Source organism: Paraburkholderia sp. J69-1 (assembly GCF_905220255.1).
Classification (GTDB): Bacteria; Pseudomonadota; Gammaproteobacteria; order Burkholderiales; family Burkholderiaceae; genus Paraburkholderia.
Genome location: NZ_CAJMZG010000014.1, coordinates 30458 through 46922, shown reverse-complemented (window position 1 = coordinate 46922; position 16465 = coordinate 30458). Strand labels below are relative to the sequence as shown.

Sequence of the window (16465 nt, the reverse complement as noted above, 5' to 3'; positions counted from 1 at the left end):
CTCAGCAACGGGTGGCCTCAATTTGCTGCAGTGCAAGATTCACCCTTAAGCGAACGAAGTTCAAAGTTAAATGAACCTCGACATTTAAAACAGCAGCCGATGCAAAATCGACCGCAGCAGGCTCGATCTGAGGTGTTTCTGACGTGTTTTTGATGAACACAGCGCGCTCAAACGGGGTATCGTCGATGCAAAGACCAGGAGACGCCATGAATCTGCATCGCCCGCATTCGGAACTGAACCCGCGCAGCCTGCACTATCGCGAAGACACGTGTTCGCTGAGCGATTTCATCGACGTCGTGCAGGGCGAGCGCGATGCCGTGCGGCCCGCGCATGCGGCTGAATTGCGCGAGGATGTGCCACTCTACGATTGCGCCGCGCTAAAGCACATGCTCGACGATGCGGCGCACCGCACGACCTTGCAGGAAGAATGGGCCGATGTGCTGGAACACGGCGCAGGCGTGTTCGTACTCAAGCGCGCTTACGCAGACACCACGCCAATCGATGCAGCCACTGCCGTATTCGAAGCGATCATTCACGACGAACGCGCTGCGGGTGGCGCAGCAGCCGATCACTTTGCGAAGGCCGGCGCGAACGATCGCATCTGGAATGCGCAGCAAAAACTCTGTTTGCGCGCGCCCGAAGTGTTCGCGCGCTACTACGCCAATGCGATGCTGGTGGCCGCGTCCGAGGCGTGGCTCGGCCCGTGTTACCAAATGACCGCCCAGGTCAATGTGGTGCGGCCAGGCGGCGCGGCGCAGCAGGCGCATCGCGATTATCACCTTGGGTTTCAGACCGTCGAGAAGGCGCAGCACTATCCGTCCCACGTGCATAAGATGTCGCCGTTTCTCACCTTGCAGGGCGCGGTCGCGCACAGCGATATGCCCATCGAAAGCGGCCCGACTCAATTGCTACCGTTTTCGCAGCGTTATGCGCAAGGTTATCTGGCGTGGCGGCGACAGGACTTCCGCGATTATTTCGAGGCGCATCAGGTGCAATTGCCGCTGGAAAAGGGCGATGCGATTTTTTTCAATCCCGCGCTGTTTCATGCGGCCGGAGCAAACCGTACCGCCGACGTGCAGCGCATGGCGAATCTGCTGCAGGTTTCATCGGCGTATGGAAGGGCGATGGAATCGCTCGATCGCACGGCGATGTGCGAAACGCTCTATCCGGTGTTGATCGCACGACTCGCCAGCGGCGAATTGACGGAGCCGGAAATGGACGCCGTGATCGCGTCCTGTGCCGAAGGTTATCCGTTCCCGACCAATCTCGATCGCGATCCGCCGCTGGGCGGTCTTGCGCCGCAAAGCCAGCAGGCGCTGCTTCGCCGGGCCTTGCTCGAATCGTGGAGCGAAGCGGCGTTTGTCGCGGCGATCCGGTTGCAGTCAGCGCGAAGGGACGCTTAAGTTTAATACAGTCTATATGTACAGTTTAACTGTACATATGATATGGTTCGGCGATGAACCGTCCATCGTCTTCCGAACCTGTCGATCTCGCCGCGCTGGCCGGCGAGCTGCGCGTTTCCGTCGGCAAGCTGTTGCGCCGCGTCCGCGAGCATTCCCAATCCGATGATCTGACTGCGGCGCAGAAGTCCGTGCTTCTGCAACTGGAACGTAGCGGTCCCGCTACGGTTTCGGCATTGGCGCGCGCGGAAGGCGTGAAGCCGCAATCCATGCGGATCACCGTGGCGGCGCTGGAAGCGCAGGGCGCCGTCAAAGGCAAGGCCGATCCCGCCGATGGCCGACAAACCCTCATCGACTTGACGCCCTGGTGCCGCAAGGCGCTCGAAGCGAATCGCGCGGCCAAGGAGGACTGGCTGGTGCGCGCGTTGCAGGCGCAATTATCCGCAAAGGAACAGGCGCAACTCGCCGCCACGGTGGGTTTGCTGCAACGGCTCGCGGACTTCTGATCAACATCGCATGGGAGTGTCGAATATGGAATGGCTGCACCTGGCTGGATATTTTTTTTGCGGTGCGTTTCTCACGAATGCGCTGCGGCATTTCGTGCGCGGCATTTCGTGCGCGGCGTGTCAGGGCAGCCGTTTCAGAGCCCGTTTGCAAATCCGCCGGGCAAAGGGTTGTCGTCTACGGTCAATGTGGTGTGGGGTTTCTTCAATCTTGTGATCGCTTATTTGCTGGTTTGCCGCGTGGGTGAATTCGCATTGGACATCACCGCCGATGTCGTGCCATTCGGCGCGGGCATGCTGGCCATGGGCCTCTTCATGGCACAGCATTTCGGCACATTGCACGGGGGCAATGCGCCTGCGAGTCGATAAGCGCTTCGGCTTACATCGATTGCAAACATCGGACGAAAGCGCTTCGTCCACTCGTACTTTCCACCTTGTTTGCAGCCGGGCACGGCTTTCGCTACAGCGTTCGTTTATCGGCCTTCGACGAGTCTCTTCGCACGGCATCGGCTAGACTCGATCCGCAGGGTTGCACGATCAACGACGAGTAGACCGAGGTGGACGATTCTTCCGATCTGATCATCGCCCGGCCCGAGGGCCTCTATTGCCCGCCTGGCGGCTTTTATATCGATCCGTGGCGGCCGGTCGAGCGGGCCGTCATTACACACGCGCACGCGGATCACGCGCGCTTCGGCCATAGGCGTTATCTCTGCGCGCAGCCCGGGCTCGGTGTGCTGCTTTCGCGTCTGCCGGGGATCGACGTGCAGGGTCTCGCTTACGGCGAAACCATCGATATCGACGGTGTGCGCGTGTCGCTGCATCCGGCCGGACATGTGCTCGGTTCCGCGCAGGTGCGAGTCGAGCACGCGGGGCGCGTCTGGGTGGCGTCCGGCGACTACAAGGTCGAGCTCGATCCCACTTGCGCGCCGTTTGAGCCCGTGCGCTGCGATACCTTTATCACCGAATCCACTTTCGGTTTGCCGATTTATCGCTGGGAGCCAGCGCAAAGCGTGTTCGACGGTATCGATGCCTGGTGGCAGCACAATGCCGCGCAAGGCCGTGCTACGGTGCTGTTCTGCTATGCGTTCGGCAAGGCGCAGCGCGTGCTGGCGAGCGTGAATCGCGGTATCGGCCCGATCTTCTGTCACGGCGCGGTGGAGACTTTGAATCGTGTCTATCGCGATGCGGGGATTGATCTGCCGGATACGCGGCTGGTCAGCGAGATGCCCGCGCGCGACAAGGCCGCGTTTCGTGAGGCGCTGGTGATTGCGCCACCTTCGGCGCAGGGCAGCGCGTGGATGCGGCGCTTCGGCGACTATAGTGATGCGTTCGCATCGGGCTGGATGCGCTTGCGCGGCACGCGGCGCAGGCGCGGCGTGGACCGCGGTTTCGTGCTGTCCGATCACGCGGACTGGCCGGGGCTGCAATACGCCATCGGCGCGAGCGGCGCGCAGCGTGTGATCGTCACGCACGGACAGATCGAGCCGATGGTGCGCTGGCTCATGGAGCAGGGCCTGGAAGCGGGCGCATTCACCACGGAATACGGCGACGAAGCGAGTGACGCCGATGCTGCGGAAGCGCCGCAATGAAACGCTTCGCCGCGCTCTATACCGCGCTGGACGCGACCACCTCCACGAACGACAAGCTGGAGGCCCTGATTGCGTATTTCGCGAGCGCCCAGCCCGAAGACGCCGCATGGGCCGCGTATTTTCTGGCAGGCGGCAAGCCGCGGCAGTCGGCGCCCACGCGGCTGCTGGTCGACTGCGCGCGCCAACGCGCGGGCTTGCCGCAATGGTTGTTCGAGGAGTCGTATCAAGCTGTCGGCGATCTTGCCGAGACCATTGCGCACGTGCTGCCGCCCGCCACGCGCGAAACCGAACTGGGTCTTGCTCAATGGATCGAGGACCGCGTGCTGACCTTGCGCGGCCTCGACGCGGATGCGTTGCGCGAGCGTCTGCTGGGCTATTGGGACGAATTGAACTGGAGCGAGCGCTTCCTGTTGACCAAGCTGATCGGCGGCGGCTTTCGTGTGGGCGTATCGCGGCAACTGGTGGTGCGCGCGCTCGCCCGCGTGGCGGATGTCGATCACAAACGCATCGCGCAGCGCATGGTTGGCTGGACCGATTCGCGCCAGGCACCCGATGCCGCGCGCTATCTGCGGCTGATCGCGCCGCTGTCCGACGGCGACGATGCTTTCACCCCGCACGGAAGCGATATCGGTCTGCCTTATCCGTTCTTTCTCGCGCATCCCTTGCAGGCCGATCCCGCGACGCTGGGCGCAAGCTCGAACTGGATCGCCGAATGGAAGTGGGATGGCATACGCGCGCAATTGGTCAAGCGTGCGGGGCGTGTGTGGATCTGGTCGCGCGGCGAGGATTTGCTGACCGAGCGCTTTCCCGAACTCGTGGCGCTAGGCGAGGCGTTGCCCGACGGCACGGTGATCGACGGGGAAATTCTCGCGTGGGAACCGGGCGCCGACGCGCCTTTACCGTTTGCACGTTTGCAGCCGCGTATCACGCGCAAATCGCTGACGAAAAAAGTGCTCGCCGAATCGCCTGCCACGATGCTGGCCTACGACCTGCTCGAAATCGAAGGCCGCGATTTGCGCACCGAGGCGCTGGCGCAACGGCGCGCGCGGCTCGAAGCGCTGGCGCTTTCCTTATCGGCATCGCTTGATTTGCTGCGTGTTTCGCCGCAGGTCGGCGCGGCGAACTGGAGCGAACTCGCCGCACTGCGCGAGCAAAGCCGGGCACGCGGCGTCGAAGGGTTGATGCTGAAAGAACGCACGTCGATGTACGGCGTTGGGCGCACCAAGGAAGCGGGTACGTGGTGGAAGTGGAAAATCGATCCGTATTCGATCGACGCGGTGTTGCTCTACGCGCAGCGCGGACACGGCCGGCGCGCGAGTCTCTACACGGATTTCACTTTCGCGGTCTGGGACGAAGCCGCGGGCGTGCGCACGCTGGTGCCTTTTGCGAAGGCTTATTCTGGCCTTACCGACGAAGAAATGCGCAAGGTCGACGCTGTGGTGCGTAAAACGACGATCGAAAAATTTGGCCCGGTGCGTAGCGTGACGCCCACGCTGGTTTTTGAAATCGGCTTCGAGGGGATTCAGGCGAGCCCGCGCCATAAATCGGGCATCGCGGTGCGCTTTCCACGCATGTTGCGCTGGCGTACCGATAAAACCATCGAAGACGCCGATACACTCGCCATGCTCAAAGGTTTTTTGCATGAGGCGCAGGCATGAATGCGTCGCGTCCGCGCCGGGTTCCGCGCACACGCGAGGCGCAGGCGAAACACGACGCTGCCGCCGCCGCGCAGTTCAATCCGGCGCCCTTCGAATACGACGCGAGCGAAGCAGAAAAGCCCATTGAGCAACGTATTGCGCAATGGATTGAAGCGCGCGGCTGGCAGCCGTTTGAGTTTCAGCAGACGGTATGGCGCGAAATCGCTCGCGGTGCGAGCGGGCTGCTGCATGCGAGTACCGGCGCCGGTAAAACGTGGGCGGTCTGGCTTGGCGCGCTGGCGGCCTATGCGGGCAAAGCTGCGGTGCCGGGGCGCACACTATTGCCCGCGCCGCTCACCGTGCTCTGGATCACGCCGATGCGCGCGCTCGCCGCCGATAGCGCGCGTGCCTTGCAACTGGCGGTGAAAGAGTTGGGCGTGCCGTGGACGATCGGGCTGCGCACGGGCGATACCTCATCCACCGAGCGGGCGCGCCAGAACCGCCGCATGCCGTCGGCGCTCGTCACCACGCCCGAAAGCCTGACGCTGATGCTCACACGCGCGGACGCGCAGGAAACGCTCGCCCACGTGCGGCTCGTGATCGTCGACGAATGGCATGAACTGCTGGGCAACAAGCGCGGCACGCAGACGCAACTTGCGATTGCGCGCCTCGCACACTGGCGGCCGGAGTTGCAGGTGTGGGGCCTGTCGGCCACGCTCGGTAATCTTGCGCTGGCCCACGATGCGTTGCTGCATGCGGTGCGTACGCCGCGCGTGGTCGTGCGCGGCGCGCAGCCTAAAACGCTGATCGTCGATACGCTAATCCCCGAGACCATCGAGCGCTTTCCGTGGGGCGGCCATCTGGGCACGCGCCAGGTGGGTGCCGTCGCCGACGAAATCGACGCTGTGCAAAGTGCTTTGATGTTTACCAATACGCGCTCGCAGTCGGAGATCTGGTATCGCGCGCTGCTTGAACGGCGTCCCGAATGGGCGGGGTTGATCGCGCTGCATCATGGTTCGCTCGATCAGGAGGTGCGCGAATGGGTCGAGCTGGGGCTGAAGAATGGGCAACTCAAAGTGGTTGTGTGCACATCGAGTCTCGATCTGGGTGTGGATTTTCTGCCTGTGGAGCGGGTGTTCCAGATCGGCTCGCCCAAAGGTGTTGCGCGACTCATGCAACGCGCTGGCCGATCCGGGCACGCACCGGGGCGCACGTCGCGCGTCACCATCGTGCCGACTCACGCGCTCGAACTGGTCGAAGCCGCTGCCGCGCGATGGGCGATCGAATCCGGGCGAATCGAGGGCCGCGAAATGCCGCTCAAACCGCTCGATGTGCTGGTCCAGCATCTGGTGACGGTGGCGATTGGCGGCGGCTTCACGCCGCCTGCATTATTCGACGAAGTACGGACGGCCTATGCGTACCGCGATCTCACGCAGGCCGAATTCGACTGGGCGCTGGCCTTTGTCGAGCGCGGCGGTGCGTCGCTGACAGCGTATCCCGACTTTCATCGCGTGGTCGTGGACGCGCAGGGTGTCTATCGCGTTCCGCGTGACGATCTGGTTCGCAGGCATCGTAACAACGTCGGCACAATCGTTGCCAACGCAACTATCAATGTTGCGTACATGAGCGGCGGACGGATTGGCGCGATGGAGGAATCGTTTATCTCGCGTCTGAAGCCCGGCGATGTCTTTACGTTTGGCGGCCGCTCGCTCGAACTGGTGCGTGTACGCGAGATGACCGCTTATGTGAAGCGCGCCACTTCATCGCGTGGAGCCATGCCGCAATGGGCGGGCAGCAAGATGCCCTTGTCGTCCGAACTGGCCGAGGCTTCGCTGGTGATGCTCGCACGCGCCAGCGACGGCATTTACGACGAACCGGAGATGCGTGCGATCAAGCCGCTGCTGGAGATACAGACGCGCTGGTCGGCGCTGCCAGGTCCTGGCGTGCTGGTTGCCGAGCGCGTGCGTTCGCGCGAAGGACATCACTTCTTTTGTTACCCGTTTGCCGGGCGCATGGCGCATATCGGGCTGGGTTCCTTGATCGCATGGCGTGTCGCGCGCGAGCAGCCTGGTACGTTTTCGATATCGATGAACGACTATGGTTTCGAGTTGTTGTCTGCGCAATCATTTGAATGGCAGGCCTTGATCGACAAGGGTCTGCTTTCGCCTGACAATCTCGAACACGATATTCTCGCGAGTCTCAATGCCTCCGAGCTTTCCGCGCGCCGCTTTCGCGAAATCGCACGCGTTTCGGGGCTGGTTTTTCAGGGGCATCCGGGGCAACAGAAAAGCGCGCGGCAATTGCAGGCGTCCAGCGGCCTCTTTTACGAAGTGTTCCGCAAGCACGACAGCACGAATCTGTTGCTTGAACAGGCCGATCGCGAAGTCATGTTGCAGGAACTCGAATTTCAGCGCATACGCGCGGCATTGGTGCGGATGAACGAAAGTCGGCTGGTGTTGACGCAGCCGATCAAACCCACGCCGTTTGCGTTTCCCCTGATTGTTGGACGGTTGCGCGAAAAGATCACGACAGAGAAATTGGCCGATCGCGTCGAGCGCATGCTTGCAGAACTCGAAAAGGCCGCGCAGCGCCCGGAATAAGCCATGTCTGCTCAAACCTTGACGATCAATCTTCACGGCCACGCGCTCATACTTTCTGCCTTACGCGGGGCGTTCGATCCTGTGCTCAAAACCCTGTTTGTCGCCGATGTGCATCTGGGCAAGGACGCGGTGTTTCGCGCGCGTGGTATTCCGGTGCCAGCGGGATCGAGCAAGGAAACGCTCGCGCGACTCGCCGGTCTGATTGCCTTGCACCAGCCCGAATCGATCGTTTTTCTCGGCGATTTGCTGCACGCGCGCGAATCGCATGCAGACGAAACGCTCAATGAATTGCGCCGATGGCGTTTGATGCACGCTGGCCTGCGCCTCGTGCTGGTAGAAGGCAATCACGATAAACACGCGGGCGCGCTAGCGGATGAGTTTGGCATAGAGACGGTGTTGGAGCCTTATCGGTTGGGACCGTGGGCGCTTTGTCATCATCCGCAGAATGTCGACGATGCTTATGTGCTTGCCGGGCACGAACATCCTGTGATTCGACTCGCAACGGGTTTCGATCGCGTGCGCTTGCCGTGCTTCCGGTTTGGCGAGCGTATAGGCGTATTGCCGGCGTTCGGCGCATTTACCGGTGGGTTCGAAATCGACCCGACAGCTGCGCGTGACGATGTGTATGCGGTGGCGGGGGAGCGGGTCATACGGATACGAAAGCCATAGCCCGATCCCCTCCGCTTTAGCTTAACGCCAGCGCAGGCCCTGAAACGGATTCCAGCCGTTGTCGCCTTTAATTTGCTTGAGATAATACGAGTAGTTCACGCACAAGGCATAGAGCGCACCCAGGCCGCAATTAATGCCGATATCCACGGCATTCGGAACATCAATGCCCGTCGTCGCTTCGAATAGTATTTCGATGACGATGGTCGCGAGCATGATGCCCCACAACGTCAGCGCCCGGCGCCACATGCCAAGGCAGATAAAGTAGAACGGACCGAAAAAGAACCCGAGGTAACTCATATTGATGAGGCGCTTTTTGCCGCGCGGCAATGTCTTGAATACCTCGCGCGCCGCAGGTGAAGTCAGCGGGCCATGCGTTTCGAAAAACGCGAAACGCTCGCGCCATTTAGGCTTCGTTTCGGGATCGTTCATCACGGCGGTATAGCGATCTTCGCTTTCGGTAATGGTATTCAACGCGAATCTCCTCGGGATTTTTTACCCGCACGCCAAATATTTATGCGAGGCGGGTATTATCGGAATGATTTTCTGAATTGCGACAGACTTTATCCAGTGCCCGCAATCATACCCGGAGTTAAGCGCATTTTTATGACGAATTGATATGGCCGGTTCAATCGCGATACGCAGAAAGGAAAGCGGCGATCTATTTGTCAAAGCCCCAGACAGACGGCTCCAGCCGCAACGATCAGGCAGGCGAGCCCGCGTGCTGCACTGACTTTCTCGCGCAACACCATGCGCCCGATCAGCACCGCGAACACCACACTGGTTTCGCGCAATGCCGACACCGCGCCCATCGCGCCGGACTGGAGCGCCCAGATCACAATACCGTAGGCAGCGATCGACACCAGCCCGCCCGCTATCGACGAGACAATCGACAGCGGTTCGGCGCGCACAGGTTGCCAGAGCGATCCGAATCCACGCATGGCGACAAACAGCACCGGCATCAGCCAATAAAACAGAAACATCCATGCTGTGTAGGCGAGCGATTGACCATCGGACACACGCACACCGATGCCGTCGATGACGGTGTACAGCGCGATGGTCGCGCCGGTCGTGAGCGCGGCCAGCAAACCGCCGCGCGTGACATGCCGCCCCAGCAGCGCGATGGCAATGATGCCGCCGGAAATCATGACGATCCCGAGCGCGTGCAAAGGCCCGATTGCTTCGTGCGCGAAAAGAGCCGCGCCGAGCGCGACGAGCAGCGGCGACGAACCACGCGCGATCGGATAGGCGAGCGCGAGATCATTGCGTCGATACGACCGGACAAGGCTCACGTTATAGAAAATATGCACGAGGCCCGAAGCGATGATGTAAGGCCACGAGGCAACCGCTGGTAGCGGATTGATAAGGATGACGAATGAAGAGACCGACGCAATGGCGATACTCATCCACGTCATAGAAAGAAAACGATCGCGATTGCCATGCAGCATCGCGTTCCAGCTTGCGTGGAGCAGGGCGGCAAGGAGAACAACGCCGCCGGTGTAGCTGAGCATATCGGTTTGGAGAGGAAAGAAAATGCGTCGGTTATTCGGATAGTTGGAAGAATATCTATCTTGTCCGGGGCCGACAAACCAGATAAATTGCGATGTCGAATTAGATAATCTATCCCGAATGAAACCGATATTGCCTCCGCTCAACGCCTTGCGGGCCTTCGAGGCTGCGGGGCGGCTGGGCAGCTTCAAGGAAGCCGCGGCGGAACTGCACGTCACGCCTGGCGCGGTAAGCCAGCAGGTGCGGGTCCTGGAGGAGTGGCTGGGCGCGGCGTTGTTCGAGCGGCACAACCGGCATGTGGCGCTTACGCCGGCCGCGCAGGTCTATCTGGAGGAAATCGGCCCGCTGTTCGAGCAGCTTTCGCTGGCGAGCGCACGATATGGCGTGCCTCGCGCGGTTTCGCGAACGCTTTCTGTGAGCGCGCTGGCGACGTTCACGCTGCGCTGGCTGGTGCCGCGGCTCGCGAGATTTCGCGCTGAATATCCAGAGGTCGAGGTCAAGGTGGACACGTCGAACGGGCCGCTCGAAAGTCTCGAAGCCCGTTATGACGTGATCATTCGCGGCGGCCCCGATACGTTTTATGGCTATTCGGCGCGGCCATTTCTATCCGACGAGCGCTTGCCGGTCTGTAGCCCGGCGCTGCTGGAGCGCGTGCCGCTGCAATCGCCCGACGACTTGCGCCAACACACGCTGCTGCATGCTTCGAGTCTTCCGCGGCTATGGCCGGATTGGCTGGCGCGAGCGCGGGTTCCTGCGCTCAAGCCCGCGGCGGCGCTGACCTTCGATCATTTCTATTTGACCTTGCAGGCAGCGATCGATGGGATTGGTATCGCAATGGGGCCTACCGCGCTGGTTTCGGATGATCTTGCTGCGGGTCGTCTGGTCGCTCCATTTTCCGGGCCGCGTTTGCCGTCGCGAAGTTATTGCGCGTACGTGCCGGATGAGAAGGCGGACGATGAACGGGTGGGAGTGTTTTGCGCGTGGCTGGAGCGCGAGGGGCGCGGGGAGTGAGTTCGATATTGTGTGGGGGGAATGGCAGCCAGAATGCGCTTGTTGTACGACCGTTTTAAATCGGCTTTAGACAGGCTTTCAGACTCATTCTAAAGTTTCCACGCCAAGGTGCCGTTTACGCTCCTGACGATTAAAAAATAAATACGATGGGAACGAATATGCGAAAAATCGGTTGTTTGTCCACGTTGCTTGTGATTTCGGCATTGTCTGGATGCGGCGTGTTGGGGCCTTCGGAATATAAAGAGCCGGCGAACGACGACGCCGCCACGCTTGTTTTCAGCAAGGGCGGCCACATGCTGGTGATACCCAATATTTACACCGGGGCGGCCGAATGCACAGACCGCACGCGCCTGCCGCCCATTCCCGATGATGGCGAAGTGGTAAGAAAGATCGCGGCGGGCCAGCCGATTTCGTTTTCGCTTTCGCGCACGGAAGGCTATCTTGGAGATGGTTGCGTCGTTACTGCCACCTTCACCCCAGTGCCAAACCACCGGTACCTGGCACAGGTGAAGGGACATGGCACTACGTGCCATCTGGAGCTCAACGATGCGGGCAAGCCTGGCGATGAATATGTCCCGCCAAAGGCTGTGGCGAAAGAAGACCGTAAATGGCATCGCCCCTTGAGCGAGAGCGGACCCTTTTGCACCGAGTAGCCGGGAAGCGCAAGGATAAAGCCAGGCCTTGTACGGGCATATTCAAGTTTCATCGCGCGATCCCCTGCGCTATTGAGTAATCGGCTCCAAGGCTAGATCGCTGGAGTAGCGACCGCGCTTACTCCGGCGAACAACGTACCCCGAGCGCGAAGTGACGTATCGGAACAGTGTGTATCCTGCGCTCGTCTTTGCGCCGGGAGCAGCGTGGACGAAACTCCAGGATTCATCGTCTTCGTCCAGGCACTCGACTCCATGAAGGATTGAATTGGAGTCGGCATTCGCAAGCAAATTTGCGTACGATCCGGCAAGCGACTTGCAAGTATCCAGATGCAACACGCGATGGCTTTCCTCAATCGTCACGGTTGCATTTCCGCCGTCGTCAAAAGCCAGATCGATGGTCTTGCCCATCATTGCGTCATCACCCGATGTGTCGGATATGGCATACCTTCCACGGAACTCTGCGGAATAATCTGCGGAGACGATATGGGCAGTGGAGCATCCATTCATCAGAAAGGAGCACGCGAGGCCGCTCGCGAGTACTTGAAACAGTTTGATCAGTTTATCTTCCGTCATTCTTATCCTGTTTAGCGTTCTATCTGGCGTGGCATCGAAATGTAATGTCGACCACGCGCGGAAAAACTTGAATGCAAGTGGTCGATCAATGTCACCAGAGCAGAAAATGCGTGAGCCCATGCGCCTTGAGATGTTAGTGTAGCGTCACGAATCAATCGAAAAATGCGCTATATAATCCGACGACTCTCATTAAAATCAACGACCATGCTCGCTACCCGCTTCAAACGGATCTTGATCTGCTTGTTTCCTGCGCTATTTGTTACGCTTGCGCTTCAGTATCATCGAGCGGGGAAAATAGAGGCTTACGGCGCAGGAGTAACGTTAATAGCGTTTCTGGCCATGTACTTTGCGTCGAATCGCTTGACCACGCTATGGGTTCATGTTTTTGGCGCTAGCCGGGCAGCAGTCAATGGATTGGCTGTTTTGTGGGGTGTGCTGGCAATTGGCCTGTTCGCCTTTTTTTACCGGATGATGTAGGCGAGCAATTTAAACCAAACTTGCAGATCCGGCTGCGCCATCGACATGTTGCATAGAGATCGCACGCCAGATTCGCTGCACCTGCCTTCCACCTCTGCTAACCTTTGTCGCGGCCTGCGTCGTATCGCGTGCATCGAGTGCCTATCGAGCGCTGATCGCGCCGCGTCAGCAGCATGCTGCAACCCAGATTATCGTCGACGGCCGTTCAGCCTTTGAGCGGCCGCTGAAATAACCCGGTTATCTCCAAGGTGGAATGACTATGAATCGCAAAGTTATCGCGAATGCTCTGATTGTTTCGTTGCTCGGCGCTTCTGCCGCTGCTTTCGCCCAGCCGCATCAGGACGGCCCTGGCGGCCCCGGCGGTCCTGATCATCCGGGCGCAAATCATGGTGCAAATCATGGCGCTCCGCACGGCAATAAAGGCCATGGCGCGCCGATGCACGATGCGTCGATCTCGCGTCCGGGTGGCCCTGTTCCTCATAACGACTGGCACAAAGGCGAGCGTCTGCCTTCTGAATACCGCGATCGCAACTATGTCGTCGACGACTGGCGCGGTCATGGTCTTTCGTCGCCGCCGCGGGGCTATCACTGGGTTGGCGTGAATGGCGATTATGTGCTCGCCGCGATCGCCACGGGCGTCATCGCGAACGTCCTGGCGTCGTCGCGCTAAGACGCTGATGTTGCGCGCCGTGAGATATCGGCGCGCGACGACTGAGCGAGATACGCACAGGAGGAGATAGCGACGTGATTACCCCATTGACTGGCGGGTGCGCATGCGGATCGGTCCGCTATGTCTGCTCGCGCGCGCCAGTGGCGACACTCAATTGCCACTGTCTGGATTGCCAGCGCTCTAGCGGTGCGCCATTCGCTTCCGGTTTCATTGTGCGCGCAGCGGACGTCACCATTTCCGGCTCGCCGAAAACCTATTCCGTTCACGCCAGCAGCGGCAAACTCGCAACCCGAAGCTTTTGTGCCGATTGCGGATCGCCACTATTCACTAGCGGCGAGGCGGCTCCAGAAGTGATGTCCATCCGTTTCGCCACGCTGGACGATCCATCGTAGTTTCAGCCGATGCTCGATATCTGGACATCCAGCGCCCAACCATGGGTTTGCCTGAGTCAATCGATTCCTCACTATCCGCAATCACCCTGATTCGCGCTACCGCTTTCTTCCTCGAATGATTCGTCTAGCATTTTCTTGAGCGAAGTGTTGGCTGTAGCGATTTAGCATAGTTGAAGCAAATGTTACGGTCGTTTACCGTGCTCTCACGCCGTCGATCATGAACGGCGATGCGCTAGAACCTGAGAGACCTACAATGACCGACAAGTTTGTTTCCCGCCCTGGCGGCGGAGAGCGAACTCGCCTATGCAACCTTCCGTGCGGGGAAGTTCTCGTCGATATTCGCTATGGCGATGGCGTGACGAGACTGAGTGACCTCGACCACATCCACACAGCCGGTGAAATCGAAATCGTTGTGCTCGATTCGATCGAGCGTGTCGCCGAACAACTGCGTGCGCGCAGTGAAAAACTCAATAGCGGCGATGCGCTGATTGTTTTCGTGGCGAATGAAGCGGTCTATTCGGCGGCGGTGAATACGCTGAAAATCGGCGCTTCGGGGTAATTGCGCGGGTTGCGTACTCAAGCGGCCCGCGCTTTCCCAACTGAGCGCGCAGGGCCGATCCTGTTATCAAATCGCGAGACATCACAACTCACAAATCGCGAATACGGATTGAGCCGACGAAAAATCCTGAAGCCGCCATGAGGGCGCAACTCCGTCTGTGACCCCATATCGTGCACGTTTGTGCACGTTTACATTCTCGTTTGTGCACGTTATGATGGTGCATGACTGATGACATTCCCATCGCCCGTCGCGAACTGATTGCCTCGCGCCTGGCCGCCGGGCAGGCGGTTGTTGCGGCCACGCTCGCTGCCGAATTCGACGTATCCGAAGACGCCATCCGCCGCGATCTACGCGCGCTGGCGGCCGAAGGTCTGTGCCGGCGCGTCTATGGCGGCGCGCTGCCGGTCTCGCCCGCGTCCGCGCCCATGGCCGCGCGGATGGACGAAGCGCGCGAGCGCAAGCAGGCGCTCGCAGCGGCGGCCGTGACGCAGGTGCAGCGCGGCGAGCTGCTGTTTCTCGACAGCGGCAGCACGAATCTCGCGCTGGTCGACATGCTGCCGGAAGACTTCGAACTGACCGTCGCGACCAATTCCATCGACATTGCCGCTGCGCTGTTGCGGCGCGCCGATATCCGCCTCATTGTGATGGGCGGCGAAGTCAACCCCGTGGTGGGTGGCAGCGTCGATGCCACAGCCGTCGCAAGCGTGCAGAACCTGCATATTGACCGCTGTTTTCTGGGCGCGTGCGCCGTATCGGCGCAAGAGGGCGTGAGTGCGTATGAATTCGCGGATGCCACGTTCAAACGCATCGTGCTTTCACGCAGTCGTCACACGATCATCCTTAGCATGACTGACAAAATCGAAGCGCATGCCTCGCATCGTGTCGCGGCGTTGAATGCTGTCGCGTGTCTGGTGGTCGAACACGATGTCGCGCGTGCGCAGATCGCCGCGCTCAGGAAAGCGGGCACGACCGTGCTGCAAGCACAACGTCCTGCGAGCGAATGACGCTCGTTTTCACAATCTGATTCTGGAGCCACGCCGATGGAGTTCGCCGATCGTCCCGCCACGCGCCTCGCTACGCGTCTGGCCTTCTTTGTGGGTGGTTTCGGTATCGCCTGCTGGGCGCCGCTGGTACCGTTCGCAAAGCAACGCCTTGCCGTCGACGACGGCACGCTCGGCGTACTGTTGCTCTGCATCGGCCTGGGTTCGGTCGTGGCGATGCTCGCAACAGGCGCGCTAAGTGCGCGTTACGGCAGCAAGCCGATTATCGTCACGAGCGGCATTGCGCTCGCGCTGATTCTGCCCTTGCTCACCGTCGCGGCTTCGCCTGCCACGCTCGGCGCTGCGTTGCTGGCCTTTGGTGCGGCGCTCGGTTCGCTCGATGTGGCGATGAACGTGCATGCAGTCGAAGTGGAGCGTGCCGCGAAAAAGCCGCTGATGTCGGGTTTTCATGCGCTATTCAGCGTGGGCGGTTTTGCGGGCTCGACGTTGATGACGTTTCTGCTGTCGCTGCATCTTGGCGCGCTGGAAAGCACGGCGCTCTGTTCGGTGCTGATGCTGATCGCGATGTTTGTCGCGACACCGCGTCTGCTGCGAGCAGTACAGGCCGCGAGCGGGCCGCTATTCGTCATGCCGCGCGGCATCGTACTGCTGATCGCGGCGCTCACCTGCATTGCGTTCCTTGCGGAAGGCGCGCTGCTCGACTGGAGCGCGTTGCTGATCACGGGCAAAGGGTTGGTCGCCGCGACGCAGGGCGGTCTCGGCTACATGCTGTTCGCCATCGCGATGACGGTGGGGCGCCTGACCGGCGACGCCGTGACAGCCCGCATAGGGGATCGCGCCACGTTGGTGTGGGGCGGTCTCGTGGCCGTCGGCGGGTTTGCGGTGTTGCTGGTCGCGCCGGTCGCGACGCTGGCGCTGGCGGGCTTTCTGCTGATCGGCCTGGGCGCATCGAACATCGTGCCGGTGCTGTTTCGCCGTGCAGGCGCGCAGCACACCATGCCCGCCGCGCTCGCGATTGCCGCGATCACGACGACGGGCTATGCGGGCGTGCTGATGGGCCCGGCGCTGGTGGGCTTCGTCGCCAAGGCCGTGGGCCTGGAGACGTCCTTCTGGATGCTGCTCGCGCTTCTGTGCGTGGTGCCCTGCTGCGCAACGCTGGTGACGCCCGCGCCGGTACGCCAGACGGGTCTGGCGCGGGACTGAAGTCAATCAGCGCGTGCCGCCG

At 60.6% G+C, this 16465-nt stretch carries 19 protein-coding genes; 15 read left to right on the top strand and 4 right to left on the bottom strand.

Translation table 11 applies throughout. The features are described 5' to 3' along the window. Window position 1 precedes the first annotated feature (1 nt). The gene (locus U5A67_RS24400; RefSeq protein WP_321816415.1) at window positions 2-208 is read right to left on the bottom strand and encodes a hypothetical protein; all 207 of its coding nucleotides are present in this window, start codon (window positions 206-208) and stop codon (window positions 2-4) included. On the opposite strand from U5A67_RS24400, the gene U5A67_RS24395 reads away from it, so the two are divergent. The 7 genes from U5A67_RS24395 (at window position 207) to pdeM (ending at window position 8398) form a co-directional block, all read left to right on the top strand. Further along, window positions 207-1403: a phytanoyl-CoA dioxygenase family protein gene (locus U5A67_RS24395; protein ID WP_321816416.1), complete on the top strand. Its 1197-nt coding sequence runs from the start codon at window positions 207-209 to the stop codon at window positions 1401-1403. The genes U5A67_RS24400 and U5A67_RS24395 overlap by 2 nt on opposite strands. 53 nt (window positions 1404-1456) lie before the next feature. Further along, window positions 1457-1906 (top strand): MarR family winged helix-turn-helix transcriptional regulator, encoded by a 450-nt coding sequence (locus U5A67_RS24390; protein WP_321816417.1) that lies wholly within the window; start codon window positions 1457-1459, stop codon window positions 1904-1906. 30 nt (window positions 1907-1936) lie between these two features. After that, window positions 1937-2272: a hypothetical protein gene (locus U5A67_RS24385; protein ID WP_321816418.1), complete on the top strand. Its 336-nt coding sequence runs from the start codon at window positions 1937-1939 to the stop codon at window positions 2270-2272. Window positions 2273-2460: 188 nt separating this feature from the next. Then, a complete protein-coding gene (locus U5A67_RS24380) occupies window positions 2461-3492 on the top strand; it encodes a ligase-associated DNA damage response exonuclease (protein WP_321816419.1) in 1032 nt (343 codons plus the stop codon). Beyond that, a complete protein-coding gene (locus tag U5A67_RS24375; RefSeq protein WP_321816420.1) occupies window positions 3489-5150 on the top strand; it encodes an ATP-dependent DNA ligase in 1662 nt (553 codons plus the stop codon). Before U5A67_RS24380 ends, U5A67_RS24375 begins: the two co-directional genes overlap by 4 nt. Continuing rightward, the gene (locus U5A67_RS24370) at window positions 5147-7729 is read left to right on the top strand and encodes a ligase-associated DNA damage response DEXH box helicase (protein WP_321816421.1); all 2583 of its coding nucleotides are present in this window, start codon (window positions 5147-5149) and stop codon (window positions 7727-7729) included. The genes U5A67_RS24375 and U5A67_RS24370 overlap by 4 nt, the downstream gene beginning before the upstream one ends. A 3-nt stretch (window positions 7730-7732) precedes the next feature. Further along, window positions 7733-8398: a ligase-associated DNA damage response endonuclease PdeM gene (pdeM, locus tag U5A67_RS24365; protein WP_321816422.1), complete on the top strand. Its 666-nt coding sequence runs from the start codon at window positions 7733-7735 to the stop codon at window positions 8396-8398. 21 nt (window positions 8399-8419) lie between these two features. Here pdeM and U5A67_RS24360 read toward each other — a convergent pair whose 3' ends face one another. Both U5A67_RS24360 and U5A67_RS24355 read right to left on the bottom strand, forming a co-directional pair. Then, the gene (locus U5A67_RS24360) at window positions 8420-8869 is read right to left on the bottom strand and encodes a DUF2628 domain-containing protein (RefSeq protein WP_205980499.1); all 450 of its coding nucleotides are present in this window, start codon (window positions 8867-8869) and stop codon (window positions 8420-8422) included. Between the two features lie 194 nt (window positions 8870-9063). Next, on the bottom strand, window positions 9064-9906 hold the full coding sequence (locus tag U5A67_RS24355; RefSeq protein WP_321816457.1) for a DMT family transporter: 843 nt from the start codon (window positions 9904-9906) through the stop codon (window positions 9064-9066). A gap of 118 nt (window positions 9907-10024) precedes the next feature. Between U5A67_RS24355 and gcvA the strand changes: the two genes are divergently transcribed. Continuing rightward, a complete protein-coding gene (gene gcvA, locus U5A67_RS24350; RefSeq protein WP_321816423.1) occupies window positions 10025-10915 on the top strand; it encodes a transcriptional regulator GcvA in 891 nt (296 codons plus the stop codon). A 146-nt stretch (window positions 10916-11061) separates the two neighbouring features. After that, the gene (locus tag U5A67_RS24345) at window positions 11062-11568 is read left to right on the top strand and encodes a hypothetical protein (protein WP_321816424.1); all 507 of its coding nucleotides are present in this window, start codon (window positions 11062-11064) and stop codon (window positions 11566-11568) included. 69 nt (window positions 11569-11637) lie between these two features. On the opposite strand, the gene U5A67_RS24340 is transcribed toward U5A67_RS24345, so the two are convergent. Beyond that, window positions 11638-12141 (bottom strand): hypothetical protein, encoded by a 504-nt coding sequence (locus U5A67_RS24340; RefSeq protein WP_321816425.1) that lies wholly within the window; start codon window positions 12139-12141, stop codon window positions 11638-11640. A gap of 204 nt (window positions 12142-12345) precedes the next feature. On the opposite strand from U5A67_RS24340, the gene U5A67_RS24335 reads away from it, so the two are divergent. From U5A67_RS24335 to U5A67_RS24315, 6 genes are all read left to right on the top strand, one after another. Further along, on the top strand, window positions 12346-12618 hold the full coding sequence (locus U5A67_RS24335) for a hypothetical protein (protein ID WP_321816426.1): 273 nt from the start codon (window positions 12346-12348) through the stop codon (window positions 12616-12618). A gap of 253 nt (window positions 12619-12871) precedes the next feature. Further along, window positions 12872-13288, top strand: a complete 417-nt coding sequence (locus tag U5A67_RS24330; protein WP_415767919.1) for an RcnB family protein — start codon at window positions 12872-12874, stop codon at window positions 13286-13288. 74 nt (window positions 13289-13362) lie between these two features. Then, complete coding sequence (locus U5A67_RS40740; protein ID WP_415767918.1) at window positions 13363-13680, top strand: GFA family protein; 318 nt, start codon at window positions 13363-13365, stop codon at window positions 13678-13680. Between the two features lie 253 nt (window positions 13681-13933). Continuing rightward, entirely contained in the window at window positions 13934-14239 is a 306-nt protein-coding gene (locus U5A67_RS24325) for a hypothetical protein (protein ID WP_321816427.1), read from the top strand. A gap of 221 nt (window positions 14240-14460) precedes the next feature. Continuing rightward, complete coding sequence (locus U5A67_RS24320; protein WP_321816428.1) at window positions 14461-15243, top strand: DeoR/GlpR family DNA-binding transcription regulator; 783 nt, start codon at window positions 14461-14463, stop codon at window positions 15241-15243. 36 nt (window positions 15244-15279) lie between these two features. Then, complete coding sequence (locus U5A67_RS24315; protein WP_205980508.1) at window positions 15280-16443, top strand: MFS transporter; 1164 nt, start codon at window positions 15280-15282, stop codon at window positions 16441-16443. Window positions 16444-16465: the final 22 nt, after the last annotated feature.